The organism is Mesorhizobium sp. M0001, assembly GCF_040324255.1.
GTDB lineage: Bacteria > Pseudomonadota > Alphaproteobacteria > Rhizobiales > Rhizobiaceae > Mesorhizobium.
Window position 1 is genome coordinate 1 of record NZ_JAMYVS010000026.1, and the last position, 19,074, is coordinate 19,074.

The following is a 19,074-nucleotide window of genomic DNA, read 5'->3' on the forward strand; positions in this document are numbered from 1 at the left end:
GGATTTCCTCGGAGCGAAGTTCCAGCAACAAATCCGGCATCAGAGTTTCTCCACCCGCATGCCTTCTCCCTGATTGCGCGTCCTCGCGCCTCCGGCGCTGCGGACGCGCGGCTGGGCGGGGATTTCCTCGGAGCGAAGTTCTAAGAGCAGGTCTGGCATGGTTAAGCTCCCACTCTCCCCTTGATGGGGAGGGTCGGCGCGTAGCGCCGGGGTGGGGTGGCGACCTCTCAGCCGCCGATACCTTCGGCACCATCGCGCAAACGCAGGTGTGATTTTCGTTCTTCCACCGCCGCATAGATCGTATCGAGCACGGAATCCAGTTCGTTTTTGATTTCATGGTTCCAGAAGCGAATGACGCGGTAGCCTTGGCTCTCGAACCATTTCGTTCGACGCTCGTCATGGCGCAGCTGGTCATCGAAGCTGTGATGGGCACCGTCCACCTCAATGATCAGCTTCAGCCGGTGGGAGATGAAATCAGGGAAGTAAACGCCTACCGACGCCTGCCTGCGAAAATGAGTGCCTTCTACTGGAATGCGCCACAGATGCCGCCACAGGATGCGTTCCTCGTCGGTCATCGCCGCGCGAAGCCTTTGCGCAGACTGCAGCTTGAATCGATCGAGTTTTGGCATGGAACGTCGCGCTGTCACCCCCACCCGCCGCTTCGCGGCGACCTCCCCCATCTAGGGGGAGGTAAGAGGGCATGGCAACTCGGCTGACCGCTGTTTCCAGGAATTTTGACCCCCCCTGTCGGGCCGCAACCAGCCCGCCCGTCCTTTGATCAAAGATTTCCATGAACCAAACGCAGCGCTGAAGCGACCAACGCTCAGGCAGGGACCTATTGGCTGAACGACCATGAAAACGGCATCGAGACTTCTCCAGATCATCGCGCTCAGCGCCTGTTTCGCCGCGCAGGTGCATGGCGCCTTCTCGATGCCGGGCGTGCGGCAGGCTATGCGGACCATGGCGGGGGCGACTGGCCCGATGTTGGCCCCAATCAACATTTCCCTCGAAATGATGAAGTGAGCCTCAGGCGGCGAGCCCGCCGGCCTGGGTCTGCAAAAATGCCTCGCCGCAGGCTTTCGCCAGATTGCGCACCCGCAGGATGTAGCTCTGCCGCTCGGTCACCGAAATCACGCCGCGCGCATCGAGCAGGTTGAAGACGTGGCTGGCCTTGATGCACTGGTCATAGGCCGGGAAGACCATGCGGTGCATCGGCAGATTGTCGTTCAAGGCCGGGGCGCCGGCCGCGAGCAGCGCCTTGCATTCGGCTTCGGCGTCCTCGAAATGCCTGAGCAGCATGGCGGTGTTGGCATATTCGAAATTGTGCCTGGAATATTCCTGCTCGGCCTGGAGGAAGACCTCGCCATAGGTGACTTTTTCGGCGCCTTCTCGGCCATTGAAGTTGAGGTCGTAGACATTGTCGACGCCCTGCACATACATGGCCAGCCGCTCCAGGCCGTAGGTCAGTTCTCCCGCCACCGGCGCGCATTCGATGCCGCAGACCTGCTGGAAATAGGTGAACTGCGACACTTCCATGCCGTCGCACCAGCACTCCCAGCCGAGCCCCCAGGCGCCAAGCGTCGGGCTTGCCCAGTCGTCCTCGACGAAGCGAATGTCGTGCAGCAACGGATCGACGCCGATCGCCTTGAGCGAGCCGAGATAGAGTTCCTGCAGGTTCGGCGGGTTGGGCTTCAGGATCACCTGGTACTGGTAATAATGCTGCAGCCGGTTGGGGTTTTCGCCGTAGCGGCCGTCCTTGGGCCGGCGCGAGGGCTGGACGTAGGCGGCGTTCCAGCCCTTGGGCCCGAGCGCGCGCAGCGTGGTGGCCGGATGGAAGGTGCCGGCGCCGACTTCCATGTCGTAAGGCTGCAGGATGACGCAGCCATAGGCGGCCCAGTAATTGTGCAGGGTCAGGATCAGCCCCTGGAACGAGCGGCTGGGATGCATATGGGCTGGACTGTCTGACGTCACGGCGGCCTCGGAAAGCGCTGAAATGATGCCATTCCCTAGTTGCCGGGCCGGTAGGCGTCAAGGCAGCGCCTATCGCCGCCTTGATGAGAGGTTGAACGCTTTGCTTCGGACTGGCCCATTGCCGGACGGTGCCGGTGGCCGTTTGCTCGCCCAGCTTCAACGACAGAGGTTCAGCCATGCAAGGCCAGCTCACCGTACGCCCCGTCACCCGAGAGGATTACGAGCAATGGCTGCCGCTGTGGGACGGCTACAATGCGTTTTACGGCCGCTCGGGCGAGACCGCCCTGCCCGGTGCCATCACTGCAATGACATGGTCGCGCTTCTTCGATGCCTATGAGCCTATGCATGCGCTGGTCGCGGAGAGCGAAGGCAAGCTTCTCGGTCTTGTCCACTATCTCTATCACCGCACCACGACGGCGATTTCGCCGAACTGCTATCTGCAGGACCTCTTCACCAATGAGGCGTCGCGCGGCAAGGGCGTCGGCCGGGCACTGATCGAAGGCGTCTATACCAGGGCGCAAACCGCAGGCTCCAGCCGCGTCTACTGGCTGACACACGAAACCAACCACACGGCGATGAAGCTCTACGACAAGATCGGCGATCTCTCGGGGTTCGTCGTCTACCGAAAGCTGTTCTAGAATGAGCGCCAACGCTGGAGATTGGCTGAAAGCCTTCCCGACTTCGTCATTCCAGGGCGAAGCAGCCGCGAAGCGGCGTCGCGCAGACCCTGGAATCCATTCCGTGACCTTGATCGAAGAACGCAGCGGAGCAGAATTCTGCACCCTCGCAACGCCTTAAGGTCACGGCATGGATTCTATGGTCTGCGCCGCGTCGCTTCGCTCCTTGCTCCGCCATAGAATGACGATCGCTATAGGGCGTCTCTATCTCTTTGTTTCTGTCGCAATTCCGAGCGGAAAACCGCGCACACTTTTCCTGGAATTGCTCTAAGACGCCAAGCCGAAACAAAAACGGGGCTCAGCGAGCCCCGTTTCATCAGAAGTATGGCCCGATCACCCCTTCGGCGCTGGCGGGGTGGCCGGCTTGACCTTCGGGGTTTCCTGCGCCGTGTTGGATTCGATCGGCGGCAGGCCCTTCATCAGCTTCTGCTGCAAAATGGCAAGCACATCGGGATCCGGCTTCAGGTCGCGCGCCTGGTTCCACTGGAAGGTGGCTTCGAGCTTGCGGCCGACGCGCCAATAGGCATCGCCGAGATGGTCGTTGAGCACCGGATCTTCCGGCTTGAGCGACACGGCGCGCTCCATTTCGCGCACGGCGTCGTCGAACCGGCCCATGCGGAAATAGGCCCAGCCCAGCGAATCGACGATGTAGCCGTCGCTCGGCCTGAGGTCGACGGCCTTCTGGATCATCGCCAGGCCTTCCTTGAGGTTCATGTTCATGTCGACCCAGGAATAGCCGAGATAGTTCAGCACCTGCGGCTGGTCGGGGAACAGTTCCAGCGCCTTGAGGAAGTTCGGTTCGGCCTTGGGCCATTCCTTCAGCCGCTCATAGGCGATGCCGCGCTGATAGTAGATGTTCCAGTTGGCATTGGTCGGCGTCTTCAGCACCGCGACCGCCTTGTCGTAGAGAGTGGCGGCGGAGCGGAAATCCTCCTTCGAGGCATAGACCCCGCCCAGCGCCAGATAGGCGCGCATGTCATCGGGGTGAGCTTCGACGAATGCCTTGAGATGGGCGATCGCCTCGTCGTGACGGTTGAGATCGGCAAGGTTGAGGCCGAGCTGCAGGTCGGAAAGCTCCTTCAGCGGCGAAGAGGCTGGAATGCGGCTATAGAGAGCAATGGCGCCTTCACCGTCCTTCAACTGCTCCGCGACGGCGGCAAGCTGCACCAAAGCGGCGTCGCTGTCGGGCTTGAGCGCGAGCGCATATTGCAGATAGAGGCGCACGAACGGCTCGCCGCCGCCGCGATTGAGCGCGATGGCGAGGTCGAGCAGGATTTCAGCGGCGCCGTCGGAGGGACTGGCGACGAAGGGCTCGATCTTGTCGCCCTTGCTGATCCTGTCGCGAAGCGCCTGGATGTCGAGCTTGCCGGGCGCGAACGCGTCGGCCTTGTCGAGTACGTAGAGCGCCTTGTTCTTGTTGCCCTTGCGCGCCAGGAAAGACGCGTAGGCCTGGGCGTTGCGCATCCATGTCTCGGGCGCGGCGCCGCCGGCCGTGACGTCGGTCAGGGTCGCGTCATAAAGCGCGTCGGCCTTGTCCGACAGGCCTGCGGCATCGGCGATCAGCGCGCGGTGGAAGGACTTGAACAGGCCGAACCAGTCAGGCCCCTGCAGTTTGTCGATCGAGGCCATCGCCCCGGTGGGGTCGCCGGCGCCCTCTTGTGCCCAGCCGGACATGACGCCGGAAATCAGCCGGTCGAGATCGGATTCGAGCGACAGCTTTAGCCAGTACTGCGCCTTGGTGAAATCCTTCTTGTGGAAGGAATCGACCGCCAGAGCAAGACGCGAGAAGCGCTCGACGTCGGGAACTGCCTTGAGCTTGTCGGCATAGACCAGCGATTCCTCGAAGCGGCCTTGCGCGATCAGCGACAGCATCAGGCTTTGCTGCAGCGAGGTGTCGCCGGGATTGAAGGCGAGCGCCTGCTTGTAATAAGCGATGGCATTGTCGAGGTCGTTGTCGCCTTCGGCGATGCGAGCGGCGAGATAGGCGCCCGAGAAGGAGGTGATCTTGACCGGGTCGGTCGATTCCTTGGCGTAGGCAGGCAATGGAGAAATCGCCATCCCTGCCACAATTGCCAGCCCCGCGAGCCAGCGCGCACGTCCTTGCCGCATCGTATCCCTTTCAGCCAAGCGCCATCCCGCGTCGGCGCGGAGAAGCCATAGACTCGATGTTTCCTGACAAAGCATGGCCTTTTTGGGGTCAGGCTTCAATCCGGGCCGAATTCACAATCGGGTCACCCGATTAACAAACCATGGCGACACACACACTGTCGGTTCGAGATAATAGCAGATCGGGGTTGGGAGCTACAGCCTGACATCGCGATATCCGCCTGCCGCTATCGTGCTGCACAGGCCGGCCCACTCGCAACCCTGGCAGGCCTCACGCGTCACGCCGGCTGAAAAGGCCGCGCGCAAGGCCGCAAGCGTTGCCGCGTCGAGGCTGAGACGGACGCCGGCCCGGATCGGCCGGGTCAGCAGCTTGCCGACATCGCGTGCTGCCAGCTCGTCCCGGTCTGCGGCGCTTTCGCGCAAGCAGTGGGGCTCGGCCTCGCCGAGCAGCGGCCGGCAGATGTCGTCGGGGCCGGAGACGATCAGAATATCCTCGCCCCGGCCCAGACGTTTCGCGATCGCGTCATAATTGGCGACGAAGGCTGCGCTGTACCCTTTGCCGACATAGGTCAGCAGGCAAAGAAGATGGTGGGAGCGAAGCCTGACGGTCATCGGTTTTAGGACGCGGTTGCGGAGCCTGTTCCATCCCGATGATATCGGGATGGGGCTCCTTCTTTTTGTTTGAGCATGATCTTTTCCGAAAACCGGACTCCACTTTTCGGGATCATGCTCCGGCCGTGTTCGCCTTGTTGCCTGAAAACAGCTTGAGCGTCGCGGCGCCGAGCGCCGATTTCAGCAGGCCGCCAAAGAGGAACGGCAGGAAACCGAAGGCAATGGCCTGTTCGAGGCCGATCATGACGGCGAGCCAGGCCGTGCCGAGAACCAGGCAGGCGAGGTTGCCGAGGACCATGCCGGCGAAGGCGAGCAGCACGCGGTTGCCGTTCCAGCCGCGCTCGGCCAGCCAGCCGACAAGCGCGCCGACGAGCGGGAAGGCGAAGAGATAGCCGCCCGTTGCCCCGACGAAATACGACGCGCCCGCTGCCCCTCCGGACAGGACAGGAAAGCCCACGGCGCCCTCGGCGAGCCAGGCGATGATGGTCATGGCGCCAAGCCGCCAGCCATAAAGTGCGCCGACCAGCGTCACGGCGAAGGTCTGCATGGTGACCGGCACCGGCACCATCGGCACCTCGATCTGGGACAACAGCGCCAGAAACAGCGTACCGAGGACGACGGCCGCGGCCTGCCAGCTATGCGAGCGGGTTTGCAGGCGCAACGGGCTGAAGGACGGCTTGGACGGCGAAAAGGCGATGTCGGTCATGGCGGCTTCCCTGGCTGGTTTGAAATTATAGATAATTTAGTTGTTCGATCTATTATCGAATCCATATTTGCGCGGGAATGGCAACCCTCGCCCCTAAAAAGGCTTGGGCTTGCGTGCCGAATAAAGCTGGCGGGACAGCACCCCCCTCTGGCCTGCCGGCCATCTCCCCCGCAAGTGGGGAGATCGGATGTCGCCTCTGCTTTCGCCAATGGCCGACGTTGCAGGACTAACGCAACGGCAAAGCTGTTGATCTCCCCCCTTGCGGGGGAGATGTCCGGCAGGACAGAGGGGGGTGTGAAGGATCGCTACGCGCGGAATCCGACGACTGTCCCTTCGTCCCTACCCGACGATGGCAAACGCTTCGCGCATCTTGCCCGACGCGGTCTTGACCGGTTTCTGGCCGATCCACTGCACGTGCCGGCCAAGCGTGGCGGCGGCCGATTCGGTATTGCCCTGCCGGAGCGCGCTCAGGATCGCGCGATGATCCTGGTCGGTGCGGATTTCCCATTCCGAGCGCCATGCGGCGAACAGGAAGCGGGCGCTTGCGGCGTGCAAATCGTCGATGGTGGCGATGAGCCGCGGCATGCCGCAGGGCGCCAGGATCAGCCGGTGGAAGGTGCGGTTGGCCTCCTCCCAAGATCGGACATCGCGGGATTTGTCGCCGGCCTTTGTGGCTTCTTCGGCAAGATTGAGAATGGAAGCCGTCAGATGCGGCGCGGCATGGCGCAGCGCCAGCACTTCGAGGGCTGCCCGCATTTCGGCGACTTCCCTTACCTCGCCGAGATCGAAAGCGGCGACGCGCACGCCCCGCCTGGGCTCACTGACCGCCAGCCCTTGCGCCTCCAGGCGCCGGAAGGCTTCGCGCACCGGGACATGGCTGGTCTGGAATTCCTCGGCGATGTGATCCTGCCGCAGCCGGGCGCCGGGTTCGATCGCGCCCGATATGATGCGATCCGCCAGCACCTTGCTGATGCGCACGGCGATGGTGTCGTCTGCGGTCTTTGCCATGTTTTATAGATAATTTGCACTGCTGCCGATTGTCGAGCGGTGATTGCCCGATTTTGCATGCAAACTTGCTTTGGCGCCAGGCGCGGGTCAGTTCACCCGGCTGATGCAGAAGTCGATGACGTCGATCAGCGCCGATTTCTGCGGCGTCGCTTCCAGCGGCGCCAGCGCGTCGCGGGCGATCTCGCCGAAATGGCGGGCGCGGCCGATGGTGTCGGCAATGGCGCCATGGCGGGTCATCAGGCCGATCGCCTTTTCCAGGCCGGCATCGTCGGTGACATTGTCCTCGATGGCGCGCTTCCAGAAGGTGCGCTCGGCCTTGGTGCCGCGCCGGTAGGCGAGGATGACCGGCAGCGTAACCTTGCCTTCGCGGAAATCGTCGCCGACATTCTTGCCCAGCTCCTGGCTGGAGCCGCCATAATCCAGCGCATCGTCGATGAGCTGGAAGGCAAGGCCGAGATTCATGCCGTAGGAGCGCAATGCGGCGCGATCGTTGCGCGTCGCCGATGCGATGACCGGACCGACCTCGGCGGCAGCCGAGAACAGCGCCGCGGTCTTGGCCTTGATGACGGCGAAATGCTCGTCCTCGGTGGTATCCAGGTTCTTGGCTGCCGCCAGCTGCATCACCTCGCCCTCGGCGATGATCGAGGCGGCGCTGGACAGGATGTCGAGCGCTTCCAGCGAACCGACATCGACCATCATGCGAAAAGCCTGGCCGAGCAGGAAATCGCCGACCAGCACGCTCGCCTGGTTGCCCCAGATCATGCGGGCGGTCTTCTTGCCGCGCCGCATGCCGCTCTCGTCGACGACGTCGTCATGGAGCAGCGTGGCGGTGTGCATGAACTCGACCGCGGTGGCGAGCTTGACGTGGCCCTCGCCGGAATAGCCGAACATCTGGGCCGCCGCGAGCGTCAGCATGGGACGCAGCCTTTTGCCGCCCGACGAGATCAGATGATTGGCGACCTCCGGGATCATCTCGACGTCGGAGCCGGCCTTGGACAGGATCAGTTTGTTGACGCGCCCCATATCGGCTGCTGTCAGGTCGATGAGATCCTTGATGGAGGCGGGTTCCCGCTTCCCGTTTTCGATGTTGAGAACGACACCCACCAACAAACACTCCCGTCTTTGATCACGCGTGCGACGGCACCCTGGTCCCGCCTGGGACTCTAGGGCGGCACATACGGGCACGGCAAGAGGCGAATTGGCGCGGCTGCGGTGACGGCGTGTCAACCTTAGCGACCGCATGCCGTTGCCCGAAAACCGCTCCACACTTTTGGTCGCCATGCTCCGGCGTTTACATCAACGCTGCAACCTGCGAACTTCGTCCGATGATAGAACTCGTGCGCACCAACGATGCCGTGATCATCTCCTTTGTCGAATCGCTGATGCGCGATGCCGGGATTGCCTGCTTCGTCGCCGACCAGAACATGAGCATTCTCGAAGGGTCGATCGGTCTTTTGCAGAAGCGCGTCATGGTCGATGCCGACCAGGCCGATCAGGCGCGGCGCATCTTGAAAGACGCCGGCATCGAGAACGAAATCCGCCAGACATAATGGCTGAAGCGAGCGCGCTTACCAGCGATACGCCGGCCCATACGGTCGATGCCTTCCATCGCGGCCGCTTCTGGCTGGTCCAGCCCAGGACAGGGCATCGCGCCGGGATGGATGCCATGATGCTGGCGGCAGCAGTTTCATCCGGCTTTTCTGGACGCCTCGCCGATTTCGGCGCCGGCGCCGGTGCGGCGGGTCTTGCCGTGCTGTCGCGCTGCCCAGAGGCGCAGGTCGTGCTCGTCGAACGGTTGACCGAGATGGCAGGCTTCGCCACAACCACGCTCGCCCATCCCGGCAATGCGCATCTCGGCAATCGCGCCTCGGTGCTGACCGCCGACGTCACGCTGTCGGGCCGGGCGCGGACGCAAGCCGGCCTTGCCGACAATTCCTTCGATTTCGTCATCATGAACCCGCCCTTCAACGCGGCGCAAGACCGCGCCACGCCAGATCCGCTGCGGCGGCAAGCGCATGTCATGGACGACGGGCTGTTCGAAAGCTGGATCCGGAGTGCGGCTGCGGTCGCCAAGCCGCGCGGCGGCCTGGCCGTCATTGCGCGGCCGGAACAGCTTGGCGACCTCCTCCATGCGCTGTCGGGCCGCTTCGGCGACGCCGAGATGCTGGCCGTGCATCCGCGCCCGGAAGCAGCCGCAATCCGCATTGTCGTCAGGGCAGCGCTCGGCGCGCGCGGCAAGCTGTCGATCCGCCCGCCTTTGATGCTGCATGGGCAAACGGGCGACGGCCCGTCGGAACGAACCGAGATGATCAACAACGGACTGGCGTCGCTGTTTGGCGATTGATTTGGGCCCGTCAGTGTCGTTGCCGCAAAACCGGCACACAGTTGGCTGAGATGGATTGCAGCATTGCCGTTGACCGGCAAATCCCTACATGCGTTGAAGCCATTTGGAGACAGCCACCTCGTGAACCGCCTTTTCAACCGCCTGCTGCCGAAATCCTGGCGATCCAGCGTCGTCACCATTCCCGTCATCAGGCTGCATGGCACCATCATGGCCGGCGGCGGCCCGTTCCGGCCGAGCCTCTCCTTGGCGTCCACCGCCGCCCTCATCGAAAAGGCGTTCCTGTTCGATGCGCCCGCCGTCGCCATTTCGATCAATTCGCCTGGCGGCTCGCCGGTGCAGTCGCGGCTGATCTTCAAGCGCATCCGCGACCTCGCGGTCGAGAAGAACAAGAAGGTGCTGGTCTTCGTCGAGGATGTGGCGGCCTCGGGCGGCTACATGATCGCGGTCGCCGGCGACGAGATCTTTGCCGATCCGTCCTCCATCGTCGGTTCGATTGGTGTCGTCTCGGCCTCGTTCGGCTTTCCCGAGTTGATGAAGAAGATCGGTGTCGAGCGCCGTGTCCACACCGCCGGCCAGAACAAGGCGGTGCTCGACCCGTTCAAGCCGGAGAAGAGGGAAGACGTCGAGCGCCTGAAGGCGCTGCAGCTGGAAGTGCACGAGACCTTCATCGACCTGGTCAGGGAACGCCGTGGCACCAAGCTGAAGGACGATCCGGACCTGTTCACCGGCCTGTTCTGGACCGGCAAGAAAGGGCTGGAGCTTGGCCTCGTCGATGCGTTGAGCGACATGCGCACGGTACTGAAAACCCGCTTCGGCGCGAAAACCCAGCTCAGGCTGGTCACCGCGCCGCGTGGCCTGTTTGGCCGCATCGGCCTGTTCGGCTCGAACTTTTCAGCGCCCGATATTGCCGCCGCCGCCGCAAGCGGCGTGATCGATGCGGCGGAAGAGCGCGCATTGTGGGCTCGCTTCGGGCTTTGAAAAAGCAGGGAAAGAGTCTAGCATGAGGGCTTGACAGTCTGCCTTGCCGCCTTGCGAGGGAGGAGCTTTGAAATGCCACAGATCATTTTCTTCGCAGTTGTCGGCGCAGCCGCTTATTTCGGCTACCGCACCTTCGTCCGCGAGGCCGAACGTGTGACCGCCAAGGTGCGGCGCACCGAAAAGCAGGCAGCCAACGGCACCAACGGCACGCTGGTCCAGGATCCCAAGACCGGCGAATACCGCCTGGCCAAGGACTGAGCATCATCCCGTCAGCAGCCGACAGTTTGGATGCCGCAGCCCGGACGTGGCTTGCGCCCGCCAAGATAAATCTGGCGCTGCACGTCACCGGCAAGCGCGCCGACGGCTACCATCTGCTCGAGAGCCTGGTCGTTTTCACCCGCTTCGGCGACAGGGTCGAGATCGAGCCTGCCGACGCCGACCGGTTCTCCGTATCGGGCCGTTACGCGACTTCCGTGCCGATCGACGACAGCAATCTGGTGGTGAAGGCGCGCGAGGCGCTGCGCAGGCAGGCCGGCCAGCAGAGCACGCCGCCGGTTGCCATCCGGCTGGAAAAGAACCTGCCGATCGCATCCGGCGTCGGCGGCGGATCGAGCGACGCGGCGGCGGTATTGCAGGGTCTTGTCCGGACCTGGGGGCTCGACATCGGCGAGGCCGAACTGAGCCGGATCGGTCTCACGCTCGGCGCCGACGTGCCGATGTGTCTTGCGGCAAAACCGCTGGTTGCGCGTGGCGTCGGCGACGAGCTGTCGCTGGTGCCGGATTTTCCGGCGCTCGCTTTGGTGCTGGTCAATCCCGGCGTCGCCGTCTCGACGCCTGATGTGTTCAACGCACTTGAGAAACGCGACAATGAGGGATTGCCGCCGCTGCCGCGTGCATTTGACTTCCACAGTGTCCGCAACTGGCTGGAGATCACCCGCAACGATCTCGAACCGGCGGCGCAGGCGATCCAGCCGCCCATCGGCCGAGCGCTTTCCCTGCTGAACAGGGCCGGATCTGGATTCTCGCGCATGTCGGGCTCCGGCGCGACATGCTTCGGACTGTTCGAGACCGGCAATGTCGCCAAGCGCGCCGCCGCCGAGATCCGCAGCCGCGAACCGGAGTGGTTTGTCGCCGCGACACGAAGCATCGCTTCAGAGGGGGCCGATGACCAAAATTGACGAAAGCCGCCCCTTCATCCCGGTGCGCATCGCGGTGCTGACGGTGTCCGATACGCGCAGCCTTGCCGACGACAAATCAGGGCGGACGCTGGCCGATCGCATCGTCGAGGCCGGCCATGTCCTGGCCGCGCGCGACATCGTCACCGACGACCGGGAGAAAATCCGCGACAAGGTGCTGGGCTGGTCGCGCGACGAAGACATCGATGTCGTCATCACCACGGGCGGCACCGGTTTTACCGGCCGCGACGTGACGCCGGAGGCGCTGGAGCCGATCTTCGAGAAGCGCATGGATGGCTTTTCCGAAGTGTTCCACCGCATTTCCTACGACAAGATCGGCACCTCGACAGTGCAGAGCCGAGCGACGGGCGGCGTCGTCAACGCCACCTTCGTCTTCGTGCTGCCGGGCTCGCCCGGCGCCTGCAAGGACGCTTGGGACGGCATCCTGAAACCGCAGCTCGACTACCGCCACATGCCCTGCAACTTCGTCGAGATCATGCCGCGCCTGGACGAGCATTTGCGGCGCGGCAAGGCCGCCTCGTAAACCAAGGCAAAGTGCCGGCCAAGTGCTGCCTTTGTCAGGCAGAATGGCGGCTGCGCCTTCGAGAGGTCATTTCCTCCGGGTCGTCGGGCGGATAGTCTGTCGCCAAGTCAAGACGGAAGAGATCCAATGAGCGCGCACCGCGGCGGCTGCCATTGCGGCAACATCCACCTGACCTTCGAAACCGGAATTGAGCCGTCCGAGATGGAGATCCGCGCCTGCCAATGCGCCTTCTGCGTCCGGCATGGCTCACGCGCCGCCGCCGATCCGCAGGGGCGATTGATCGTCGCGGCCGAGGACGAGGCCCGGCTGCACCGATACCGGTTCGGATTGCGCACCGCCGATTATCTCATCTGCCGGGACTGCGGCGTCTATGTCGCTGCTGTGACCACCGACGGCGAACCGAGAGCGATCGTCATCGTCAATGCGCTGGATGACCGGCCGCGGTTCAACCGCGAGCCGGTCCCAATGGACTATGATGCCGAGAACAAAGAGGGTCGCATTGCCCGGCGGCAAGCGCGCTGGATGCCGGTCGAGATCCGCTCCGGCCTCAGCGGATGACCGGTTCGCCGTGGAAGCGGCGGCGCGAGGGCGGCGAGACGCCGAAGCCGACCTCCATCATCAGCCGTGGCGTGGTGGACGGCACGGTGCCCATGTGGAAGCCGAACGGGTCCTCGACGAAGCCGAGGCCGGCCTCGCCGGTCAGCGTGACCGGGCTGTCGTCGCCATAGACCTTGAGCACGTCTTGCGCCGGATGGCCGACCAGCAGCGTCAACTGGTGCTTGAGGCTGCGCCTGTTGTGGCTGCCTTTGACATAGACATGCGGGCCGGTGCCGGCATCGCAGGGCTTGAGATAGAAGAAGAATTTCAGCATCCGCCAGTCGTCGAGATCGAAATGATATTTGCCGAGCGAGGCAAGGTTCTTGTCGGCGTCGGAAGCCTCGCCGGTCGGAAAGCTCCACCAGACACGCGTGGTGATCAGCTTTGCCTGCCCGCCCAGATAGTGCTGGGCGATGTCGAGCAGCAGCGGATCGTTTTGGATGGCGAGTGCTGCCTTGCAGCTGAGGATGCGCTCGAAATAGTGGCCGCTGAGCAAAGAGCGGCCGAACCGCTTCTCGGCTTCTGCGTGTTCTCCGGGCATGAATTCGAGCCGGCGGTCGAAATTGCCGAAGCACGGCGTGCTCTGAGCAAAGCTGGCGATCTCTTCGTGGATTGCCTGCGGAAGGACCAGTCCGGAGAACAGGCCATCGGCGCGCAGCGCCGCGACGATCGACTTGAGGTCGACGCCCCTGAACATCGTCGCTCCGGCACTCTGCGCGGGGCGCGCGGCTTTGGCGCCAAGCCAGTGCAGTTTGCGCGCCGGCATGGTGCGGGCAAGCACGAACATCGGCAGCCATGCGGGATTTTCGCGCAGGTCGGACAGATAGGTCGGGATACGCACCGCAATGCGGCGGAGCTGGCTGCCGTTGCGGGCAATGGCTTCCAGACTGGGGGCGCCGGATTTGTCAGGGGACGAAAGGTTCATCGGGGTCCTCAGATATGAACGGCAGCAACGACGACGCGGCGCTTGCTTACCGCTCCGGCACTACCCAAGCCCCGATATCCCGCATCAACGGAATGCTAATCCCGCGTCAGCTTTTGTGCAATGCACAATAGCTTTTTGCGGCGAAAAAGAGGGATGGTGCTGCGACCGTGCCAATGCGGATGAGGCGCCGACGCTGCCCCTCATCCGCCCTTCGGGCACCCTTCTCCCTGGGAACGGGAAAAGGGAGAAAGATCACTTCTTCGGCGCCAGCCAGATTTCGGCGTCGAGCCGCCTGGTGGCGAGACCGCGCGCAAGGGCTTCGGCGCTGTGCGCGTTCTTCGACAGGGCAGCGGCCTGGCGCTTGCTGATGACCAGCCCTTCGGCCAGCGCCCGGTTGCCCGAAAACACCCGTGACAGGAACGGCGTGCGGCTGCCGCGCGCACGGGAAAAGCGCGCCGGCATGGTTTGCCGCGCCGTGTGAGCGACAACGTCGTCGATCCAGCCCTCCGCCAGCCTTGCGCCGGGTTCCAGAAACAGCAGCCAGTCACCCTTCGCCTGCCTGATTCCCGCGGCAATGCCGCCGGCCACGAAGTGGCAGCCGGCATGATCGGCAACCCGATGCGTCTGGTCGGTCGAGCCGGTGTCGCAGACGATGACATCGCGCACCACGCCCTCGACCGCGCCGCCGATCAACGAGGCGAGCGTGCGGGCAAGGCCTTCTTCGTCATCCCGGGTTTCGATGAGAACGCTGAGCATTTTTAGCCGAATAGCGGAAAGCCCGGCGCAGCGCCAGTTTTGCATGGCCCAACGAAAAAGTTCTTGCTTTGTTCTCATCAGCGAAATAGGATTATTTTCATGAACAGAGCGATTCGACAGCCAGCCGACAGTCCTTGGGAAAGGGCCAAAATGGAACATATCGTGCGTGCGGACATTGCTGCTTTCGGAGCAGGGCGAGCCGAGATGGCCAATGCGATGATCGAACAGAGCGGCATGCGCGTCCGTCCGGATCGCAACCGCGGCCGTTCCGCGGGCATCAACCCGTCCGGCCGGTTCGAGCCGGTCAGCCGGCATGTGTTCGACGACGGCTGGAATTCGCTGGAGGAATTGCCGCCGTTCAAGACCGAAGTGCAGGTCGAGAAGCCGCGCACCATCATCACCCGCAACGAATCGCCCGACATTTCCTTCGACCGCTCGATCAACCCCTATCGCGGCTGCGAGCATGGCTGCGTCTATTGTTTCGCCCGGCCGACGCATTCCTTCATGGGCCTGTCGCCGGGGCTGGATTTCGAAGCGAAGCTGTTTGCCAAGCCGGATGCGGCGCGGCTGCTCGACAAGGAACTGTCGAAGGATGGCTATCAGCCGCGCACCATCGCGATCGGCACCAACACCGATCCCTACCAGCAGATCGAGAAACAATACCGGATTATGCGCGAGATCCTCGAAGTGCTGGAGGCGCGCGGCCATCCGGTCGGCATCGTCACCAAATCCCATCTGGTGACGCGCGACATCGACATCTTGTCGCGCATGGCCGAACGGGGCTTGGCCAAGGTGGCGCTGTCGGTGACGACGATGGACCGCATGCTGGCGCGCACCATGGAGCCACGCGCGTCGACGCCGACCAAGCGGCTTGAGGCAATCCGGCAGCTTTCCGATGCCGGCATCCCGGCCTCTGTCATGGTGGCGCCGATCATTCCCGGCCTGACCGACCAGGAGATGGAGCGTATCCTCGATTCGGCACGCGCCGCAGGCGCCCGCGAGGCCGGCTATGTCATCCTGCGCCTGCCGCTCGAGGTGGCGCCGATCTTCAAGGACTGGCTGCTGCGCCACTATCCCGACCGCTACCGGCACGTGATGTCGCTGATCCGTTCGATGCGCGACGGCAAGGACTATGATTCGGAATGGGGCAAGCGGATGAAAGGCGCCGGCCCCTATGCCTGGCAGATCGGCCGGCGCTTCGAGATCACGGCCAAGCGGCTCGGCCTCAACGCCGAGCGGCGCACGCTCCGAACCGACCAGTTTGTCGCCGCCGCCAAGGCGACCGAGCAGCTGATGCTGCTCTGAGAGTAGCGCCTGCCCTGCCCTCGTGGTTGGCAGGCGACCCAAGAATCCCGTCCGGCCTGTCCCCCGGCCTGCAGACGGTGCCCTCCCGGTCTTGCCCCACTCGACCCTGGAGGGACTTGCGGAGAATCGGAGCCGATGCGAACCTCGCCGCAACATGGCTCGCGCGCGTTCCGATTCTCCGCTTCTTTTAGAAATCGTCGAAAAGCCCGACTTCTCCTTCGAGACGAAGGCGATGGCTGAAGGCCTGTGGCCGGTGGCAGGCATGGACGAGGCCGGCCGCGGTCCGCTGGCCGGGCCGGTGGTGGCGGCGGCGGTGATCCTCGATCCCGCCAACATTCCCGACGGGCTAGACGATTCCAAACGGCTCAACCATTTGCAGCGCGAGGCGCTGTTCCTGAAAATCCTGGGGTCAGCGCTCGGCGTGTCGATGGCCTCGGTCAGCGCCGAAGGCATTGACGGCAGCAATATCCTCAAGGCCAGCCTGGAAGCCATGCGCCGCGCCCTTGCCGGCCTGCCGATCCAGGCGAAGCTGGCGCTGGCCGATGGCCGCGATGTGCCGCCGGGCCTCCTCTGCGAAGGCCGCGCGCTGATCAAGGGCGACCAGCGCTCGCAATCGATCGCCGCCGCCTCGATCGTCGCCAAGGTGATGCGCGACCGCATGATGTGCGGCTGCGGCAGCCACCACGAACGCTACGGGTTCGAAGTCCATATGGGCTACGCCACCGTGCGGCACCGCACCGCGATCGAAGCGCATGGTCCGGTGGCAAGGCTGCACCGGGCGTCATTCGCGCCGTTCAGGCTGGGTGGAGTTGAGGTGGTTGAGCAAGAGAGCTTCGCCGGGTTGGAGTAATGATAATCTCCCCCCTTGAGGGGGAGATGGCCGGCAGGCCAGAGGGGGTCGCCGCGCGTGAAGCGCTAGCCCTTACTGGCCGCAGAAAGAGCGTCGCGGCCGGTCGCACCGAACCCCTCTGTCGCTTTTGGCGACATCTCCCCCTCAAGGGGGCAGATTGTCCGCGCTCAACAAAAAAGCCGCCAGGTTGCCCGGGCGGCTTGATGTCAGCGAGTTAACCCCGCTCAGTTCAGCCTGGCCTTCACGTCCTGCAGCGCGGACTTGAACAGGTCGGCGCCGGCCTTGGCGTCGATCTTGCCGGCAAGCAGCGTGCGGGCCGCCTCGACGGCGATGTCGACGGCGCTGGCGCGCACTTCGGCGACGGCTTCGCGCTCGGCCTGGCCGATCTTCTGCTCGGCAAGCGCAGTGCGACGGGTGACATAGTCTTCGGTCTTCTTGTGCGCCTCGGCGGCAAGCATGTCGGCCTCGCGCTTGGCGGCAGCGACGATGGCTGCGGCCTCCTGCTCGGCTTCCTTGCGCTTCTTCTGGTATTGGCCGAGCAGTTGCTGGGCCTCTTCGCGCAACCGGCGGGCTTCCGCAAGCTCGTCGCTGATCTTGGTCGCACGGGCGTCGAGCGACTTGGCGATCAGGCCTGGCACCTTGATGTAAACGGCAACGCCGAGGAAAATGACGAGGGCAACCGTTGCCCAAAGCGTTGCGAGAGATGTGGCGTCCATGATGTGCTCCTCACCGGGCCACGGATTTGACCGCAGCCGAGATCTCGGCCTTGCTCGTCTTGCCGCCGACAAGCGCATCGACGATGGCTGAAGCGGTGTCCTCGGCAATCATGCCGACTTCCTTCATGGCGTTGGCCTTGATGGAAGCAATGCTGGCCTCGGCCTCGCCGAGCTTCTTGTCGAGGGCGGCCTCGACCTTCTTGCGGGCAGCCTCGGCTTCAGCCTTGGCAGCGTCGTTGGCCTGCTGGCCGATCGCGTTGGCCTTGGCCTTGGCTTCCGCCAGTTCCTGCTCGTAAGCGGCAACGGCGGCGTCGGCCTCGCCCTTCAGCCTGGCGGCCTGGTCGAGGTCCTGCGTGATGCGATCGCTGCGGACGTCGATGATGCCGCCAAGGCGCGGCATCACCACCTTCTTCAGGAACAAATAGAACAGCCCGAACGTGATCGCCAGCCACAGAAGCTGGGACGGAAACGTCGCCGGATCGAATGGCGGGAACGTGCCGTGCGCCTCGGCAGGCACGCCGGTGCCGGAATGCGTGTCGCCTTCCGTACCGGTGTGGGCGCCTTCAGCGGCGGGTGCGGACTCTTGCGCAAACGCAGATGTCACGAACATGGACTATCCCCTCATATCAGGCATGGCCGCAGGAATGCGGCCAGCCAATTCTTCCCAATGCTCGTCCGACCGATAATTGGCCGAACAGGGGCTCAGCCGAACAGGGCGAGAAGCGCGATGAGAAGCGAGAAAATGCCCAGAGCTTCGGTCACGGCGAAGCCGAAAATCAGGCGGCCGAACTGGCCATCGGCGGCCGACGGATTGCGCAGGGCGCCCGCCAGGTAGCTGCCGAAGATGTTGCCGAGGCCAATGCCCGCGCCGCCCATGCCCAGGCAAGCGATACCGGCGCCGATGTACTTTGCTGCTTCTGCGTCCATTTTGAACTCCTTTGGATCTGTAATTCCGTTGCAATTCCATCCGGCGAAAGATGCCGGAAATTCTAAGGTCAGTGCCCGGGATGCAGGGCGTCGTTCAGATACATGCAGGTCAGCACCGCAAAGACGTAGGCCTGCAGGAAAGCGACCAGCAATTCCAGCGCGGTCAGCGCGACTGCCATGGCCAGCGGCAACACCGAACCGGCAACGCCGACGGCGCCGAGCGCGCTCAGGCTGACGACGAAGCCCGAAAACACCTTCAGGGTGATGTGGCCGGCCAGCATGTTGGCGAACAGACGAACCGAGAGGCTGACCGGGCGCGACACGAAGGAGATCACCTCGATCAGCACCACCAGCGGTAACAGGAACACCGGAACGCCGTGCGGCACGAAGAGCTTGAGGAAGCCCAGACCGTGCTTCGTGAAGCCGTAGACAACGACGGTTCCGATCACCAGGGCTGCGAGGCCGAAGGTGACGATGATGTGGCTGGTGACGGTGAAGAAGTAAGGGAAAAGGCCAAGCAGGTTGGCGACCAGCACGAACATGAACAGCGAGAACACGAAGGGGAAGAACTTCATGCCCTGCGTTCCGGCGGCGTCGCGCAGCATGTTGGAGACGAACTCATAGCCCATTTCCGAAACCGACTGCAGGCGCCCGGGAACAAGGCTGCGGCTGGAGGTCGAGAGGTACAGAAACGCCGATGCGACGAGCACGGTCGCGACCATGAACAGAGCCGAATTGGTGAAGGACAGGTCATAGCCGCCGATATTGATCGGAATCAGCTTGACGATATGGAACTGGTGGATCGGATCGACCTTGTCAGCAGCCATTTACATCCCCGTCAAAACCGCGAGCGGCCTTAAGTGTCCTTGTGCGCCAT

General features: G+C 63.6%; 24 protein-coding genes. 11 read left to right on the forward strand and 13 right to left on the reverse strand.

The window, feature by feature from the left end; genetic code table 11:
- Positions 1 to 227: 227 nt before the first annotated feature.
- Positions 228 to 629 (reverse strand): endonuclease domain-containing protein, encoded by a 402-nt coding sequence (locus NKK50_RS30485; RefSeq protein WP_023692101.1) that lies wholly within the window; start codon positions 627 to 629, stop codon positions 228 to 230.
- A 223-nt stretch (positions 630 to 852) separates the two neighbouring features.
- On the opposite strand from NKK50_RS30485, the gene NKK50_RS30490 reads away from it, so the two are divergent.
- Positions 853 to 1,023, forward strand: a complete 171-nt coding sequence (locus NKK50_RS30490) for a hypothetical protein (RefSeq protein ID WP_352544314.1) — start codon at positions 853 to 855, stop codon at positions 1,021 to 1,023.
- Between the two features lie 3 nt (positions 1,024 to 1,026).
- Here the strand turns inward: NKK50_RS30490 and NKK50_RS30495 are convergent, their stop codons facing one another.
- The gene (locus NKK50_RS30495; protein ID WP_023752602.1) at positions 1,027 to 1,971 is read right to left on the reverse strand and encodes a glycine--tRNA ligase subunit alpha; all 945 of its coding nucleotides are present in this window, start codon (positions 1,969 to 1,971) and stop codon (positions 1,027 to 1,029) included.
- A 176-nt stretch (positions 1,972 to 2,147) separates the two neighbouring features.
- On the opposite strand from NKK50_RS30495, the gene NKK50_RS30500 reads away from it, so the two are divergent.
- Positions 2,148 to 2,609, forward strand: coding sequence for a GNAT family N-acetyltransferase (locus NKK50_RS30500; RefSeq protein WP_352544315.1), 462 nt, complete (start codon positions 2,148 to 2,150; stop codon positions 2,607 to 2,609).
- A 372-nt stretch (positions 2,610 to 2,981) separates the two neighbouring features.
- Here NKK50_RS30500 and NKK50_RS30505 read toward each other — a convergent pair whose 3' ends face one another.
- The 5 genes from NKK50_RS30505 to NKK50_RS30525 form a co-directional block, all read right to left on the reverse strand.
- Positions 2,982 to 4,757 (reverse strand): tetratricopeptide repeat protein, encoded by a 1,776-nt coding sequence (locus tag NKK50_RS30505; protein WP_352544320.1) that lies wholly within the window; start codon positions 4,755 to 4,757, stop codon positions 2,982 to 2,984.
- A gap of 192 nt (positions 4,758 to 4,949) precedes the next feature.
- Complete coding sequence (locus tag NKK50_RS30510) at positions 4,950 to 5,366, reverse strand: DUF1284 domain-containing protein (protein WP_352544316.1); 417 nt, start codon at positions 5,364 to 5,366, stop codon at positions 4,950 to 4,952.
- A gap of 112 nt (positions 5,367 to 5,478) precedes the next feature.
- A complete protein-coding gene (locus tag NKK50_RS30515) occupies positions 5,479 to 6,072 on the reverse strand; it encodes a biotin transporter BioY (protein ID WP_352544317.1) in 594 nt (197 codons plus the stop codon).
- Positions 6,073 to 6,411: 339 nt separating this feature from the next.
- On the reverse strand, positions 6,412 to 7,080 hold the full coding sequence (locus NKK50_RS30520) for a GntR family transcriptional regulator (RefSeq protein ID WP_023687112.1): 669 nt from the start codon (positions 7,078 to 7,080) through the stop codon (positions 6,412 to 6,414).
- An 87-nt stretch (positions 7,081 to 7,167) separates the two neighbouring features.
- A complete protein-coding gene (locus tag NKK50_RS30525; RefSeq protein ID WP_023668471.1) occupies positions 7,168 to 8,184 on the reverse strand; it encodes a polyprenyl synthetase family protein in 1,017 nt (338 codons plus the stop codon).
- Positions 8,185 to 8,405: 221 nt separating this feature from the next.
- Here NKK50_RS30525 and NKK50_RS30530 point away from each other — a divergent pair, with 221 nt between their 5' ends.
- From NKK50_RS30530 to NKK50_RS30560, 7 genes are all read left to right on the forward strand, one after another.
- Positions 8,406 to 8,630 (forward strand): putative signal transducing protein, encoded by a 225-nt coding sequence (locus NKK50_RS30530; protein WP_023692106.1) that lies wholly within the window; start codon positions 8,406 to 8,408, stop codon positions 8,628 to 8,630.
- Positions 8,630 to 9,424, forward strand: a complete 795-nt coding sequence (locus NKK50_RS30535) for a tRNA1(Val) (adenine(37)-N6)-methyltransferase (RefSeq protein ID WP_352544318.1) — start codon at positions 8,630 to 8,632, stop codon at positions 9,422 to 9,424. The genes NKK50_RS30530 and NKK50_RS30535 overlap by 1 nt, the downstream gene beginning before the upstream one ends.
- A 120-nt stretch (positions 9,425 to 9,544) precedes the next feature.
- Positions 9,545 to 10,402 carry a S49 family peptidase gene (locus tag NKK50_RS30540; RefSeq protein ID WP_023702057.1) on the forward strand — a complete coding sequence of 286 codons (858 nt, stop codon included), beginning with the start codon at positions 9,545 to 9,547 and terminating at the stop codon, positions 10,400 to 10,402.
- Between the two features lie 72 nt (positions 10,403 to 10,474).
- Positions 10,475 to 10,660, forward strand: coding sequence for a membrane protein (locus tag NKK50_RS30545; RefSeq protein WP_023668475.1), 186 nt, complete (start codon positions 10,475 to 10,477; stop codon positions 10,658 to 10,660).
- A gap of 26 nt (positions 10,661 to 10,686) precedes the next feature.
- Positions 10,687 to 11,580 (forward strand): 4-(cytidine 5'-diphospho)-2-C-methyl-D-erythritol kinase, encoded by an 894-nt coding sequence (locus tag NKK50_RS30550; RefSeq protein ID WP_023747562.1) that lies wholly within the window; start codon positions 10,687 to 10,689, stop codon positions 11,578 to 11,580.
- A complete protein-coding gene (gene moaB / locus NKK50_RS30555; RefSeq protein WP_023687108.1) occupies positions 11,567 to 12,121 on the forward strand; it encodes a molybdenum cofactor biosynthesis protein B in 555 nt (184 codons plus the stop codon). The genes NKK50_RS30550 and moaB overlap by 14 nt, the downstream gene beginning before the upstream one ends.
- Positions 12,122 to 12,247: 126 nt before the next feature.
- Entirely contained in the window at positions 12,248 to 12,679 is a 432-nt protein-coding gene (locus NKK50_RS30560; protein WP_023834489.1) for a GFA family protein, read from the forward strand.
- Here the strand turns inward: NKK50_RS30560 and NKK50_RS30565 are convergent.
- Both NKK50_RS30565 and NKK50_RS30570 read right to left on the reverse strand, forming a co-directional pair.
- Positions 12,669 to 13,643, reverse strand: a complete 975-nt coding sequence (locus NKK50_RS30565) for a hypothetical protein (RefSeq protein ID WP_023745502.1) — start codon at positions 13,641 to 13,643, stop codon at positions 12,669 to 12,671. The genes NKK50_RS30560 and NKK50_RS30565 overlap by 11 nt on opposite strands.
- A 252-nt stretch (positions 13,644 to 13,895) precedes the next feature.
- On the reverse strand, positions 13,896 to 14,399 hold the full coding sequence (locus tag NKK50_RS30570) for a glycosyltransferase (RefSeq protein WP_023684377.1): 504 nt from the start codon (positions 14,397 to 14,399) through the stop codon (positions 13,896 to 13,898).
- A 150-nt stretch (positions 14,400 to 14,549) separates the two neighbouring features.
- Here NKK50_RS30570 and NKK50_RS30575 point away from each other — a divergent pair, with 150 nt between their 5' ends.
- Together NKK50_RS30575 and rnhB are read left to right on the forward strand one after the other, a co-directional pair.
- Positions 14,550 to 15,704: a PA0069 family radical SAM protein gene (locus NKK50_RS30575; RefSeq protein WP_023834490.1), complete on the forward strand. Its 1,155-nt coding sequence runs from the start codon at positions 14,550 to 14,552 to the stop codon at positions 15,702 to 15,704.
- A 154-nt stretch (positions 15,705 to 15,858) separates the two neighbouring features.
- Positions 15,859 to 16,554, forward strand: a complete 696-nt coding sequence (gene rnhB, locus NKK50_RS30580; RefSeq protein ID WP_023745503.1) for a ribonuclease HII — start codon at positions 15,859 to 15,861, stop codon at positions 16,552 to 16,554.
- Positions 16,555 to 16,778: 224 nt separating this feature from the next.
- Here rnhB and NKK50_RS30585 read toward each other — a convergent pair whose 3' ends face one another.
- From NKK50_RS30585 to NKK50_RS30600, 4 genes are all read right to left on the reverse strand, one after another.
- Complete coding sequence (locus tag NKK50_RS30585) at positions 16,779 to 17,270, reverse strand: F0F1 ATP synthase subunit B (protein ID WP_023668483.1); 492 nt, start codon at positions 17,268 to 17,270, stop codon at positions 16,779 to 16,781.
- 10 nt (positions 17,271 to 17,280) lie between these two features.
- A complete protein-coding gene (locus NKK50_RS30590; protein WP_023745504.1) occupies positions 17,281 to 17,880 on the reverse strand; it encodes a F0F1 ATP synthase subunit B in 600 nt (199 codons plus the stop codon).
- 92 nt (positions 17,881 to 17,972) lie between these two features.
- Entirely contained in the window at positions 17,973 to 18,197 is a 225-nt protein-coding gene (locus tag NKK50_RS30595; RefSeq protein ID WP_006206606.1) for a F0F1 ATP synthase subunit C, read from the reverse strand.
- A 68-nt stretch (positions 18,198 to 18,265) separates the two neighbouring features.
- Positions 18,266 to 19,024, reverse strand: coding sequence for a F0F1 ATP synthase subunit A (locus NKK50_RS30600; protein ID WP_023745505.1), 759 nt, complete (start codon positions 19,022 to 19,024; stop codon positions 18,266 to 18,268).
- Positions 19,025 to 19,074: the final 50 nt, after the last annotated feature.

Excerpts from the sequence above, each read along its gene's own strand:
- NKK50_RS30600 (WP_023745505.1), bottom strand. The coding sequence starts at position 19,024 with ATGGCTGCTGACAAGGTCGATCCGATCCACCAGTTCCATATCGTCAAG.
- moaB (WP_023687108.1), top strand. The coding sequence starts at position 11,567 with ATGACCAAAATTGACGAAAGCCGCCCCTTCATCCCGGTGCGCATCGCG.
- NKK50_RS30565 (WP_023745502.1), bottom strand. The coding sequence starts at position 13,643 with ATGAACCTTTCGTCCCCTGACAAATCCGGCGCCCCCAGTCTGGAAGCC.
- NKK50_RS30510 (WP_352544316.1), bottom strand. The coding sequence starts at position 5,366 with ATGACCGTCAGGCTTCGCTCCCACCATCTTCTTTGCCTGCTGACCTAT.
- NKK50_RS30570 (WP_023684377.1), bottom strand. The coding sequence starts at position 14,399 with ATGCTCAGCGTTCTCATCGAAACCCGGGATGACGAAGAAGGCCTTGCC.
- NKK50_RS30590 (WP_023745504.1), bottom strand. The coding sequence starts at position 17,880 with ATGTTCGTGACATCTGCGTTTGCGCAAGAGTCCGCACCCGCCGCTGAA.
- NKK50_RS30485 (WP_023692101.1), bottom strand. The coding sequence starts at position 629 with ATGCCAAAACTCGATCGATTCAAGCTGCAGTCTGCGCAAAGGCTTCGC.
- NKK50_RS30575 (WP_023834490.1), top strand. The coding sequence starts at position 14,550 with ATGGAACATATCGTGCGTGCGGACATTGCTGCTTTCGGAGCAGGGCGA.
- NKK50_RS30505 (WP_352544320.1), bottom strand. The coding sequence starts at position 4,757 with ATGCGGCAAGGACGTGCGCGCTGGCTCGCGGGGCTGGCAATTGTGGCA.
- rnhB (WP_023745503.1), top strand. The coding sequence starts at position 15,859 with ATGGCTCGCGCGCGTTCCGATTCTCCGCTTCTTTTAGAAATCGTCGAA.
- NKK50_RS30585 (WP_023668483.1), bottom strand. The coding sequence starts at position 17,270 with ATGGACGCCACATCTCTCGCAACGCTTTGGGCAACGGTTGCCCTCGTC.
- NKK50_RS30490 (WP_352544314.1), top strand. The coding sequence starts at position 853 with ATGAAAACGGCATCGAGACTTCTCCAGATCATCGCGCTCAGCGCCTGT.
- NKK50_RS30530 (WP_023692106.1), top strand. The coding sequence starts at position 8,406 with ATGATAGAACTCGTGCGCACCAACGATGCCGTGATCATCTCCTTTGTC.
- NKK50_RS30535 (WP_352544318.1), top strand. The coding sequence starts at position 8,630 with ATGGCTGAAGCGAGCGCGCTTACCAGCGATACGCCGGCCCATACGGTC.
- NKK50_RS30560 (WP_023834489.1), top strand. The coding sequence starts at position 12,248 with ATGAGCGCGCACCGCGGCGGCTGCCATTGCGGCAACATCCACCTGACC.
- NKK50_RS30595 (WP_006206606.1), bottom strand. The coding sequence starts at position 18,197 with ATGGACGCAGAAGCAGCAAAGTACATCGGCGCCGGTATCGCTTGCCTG.
- NKK50_RS30515 (WP_352544317.1), bottom strand. The coding sequence starts at position 6,072 with ATGACCGACATCGCCTTTTCGCCGTCCAAGCCGTCCTTCAGCCCGTTG.
- NKK50_RS30500 (WP_352544315.1), top strand. The coding sequence starts at position 2,148 with ATGCAAGGCCAGCTCACCGTACGCCCCGTCACCCGAGAGGATTACGAG.
- NKK50_RS30545 (WP_023668475.1), top strand. The coding sequence starts at position 10,475 with ATGCCACAGATCATTTTCTTCGCAGTTGTCGGCGCAGCCGCTTATTTC.
- NKK50_RS30520 (WP_023687112.1), bottom strand. The coding sequence starts at position 7,080 with ATGGCAAAGACCGCAGACGACACCATCGCCGTGCGCATCAGCAAGGTG.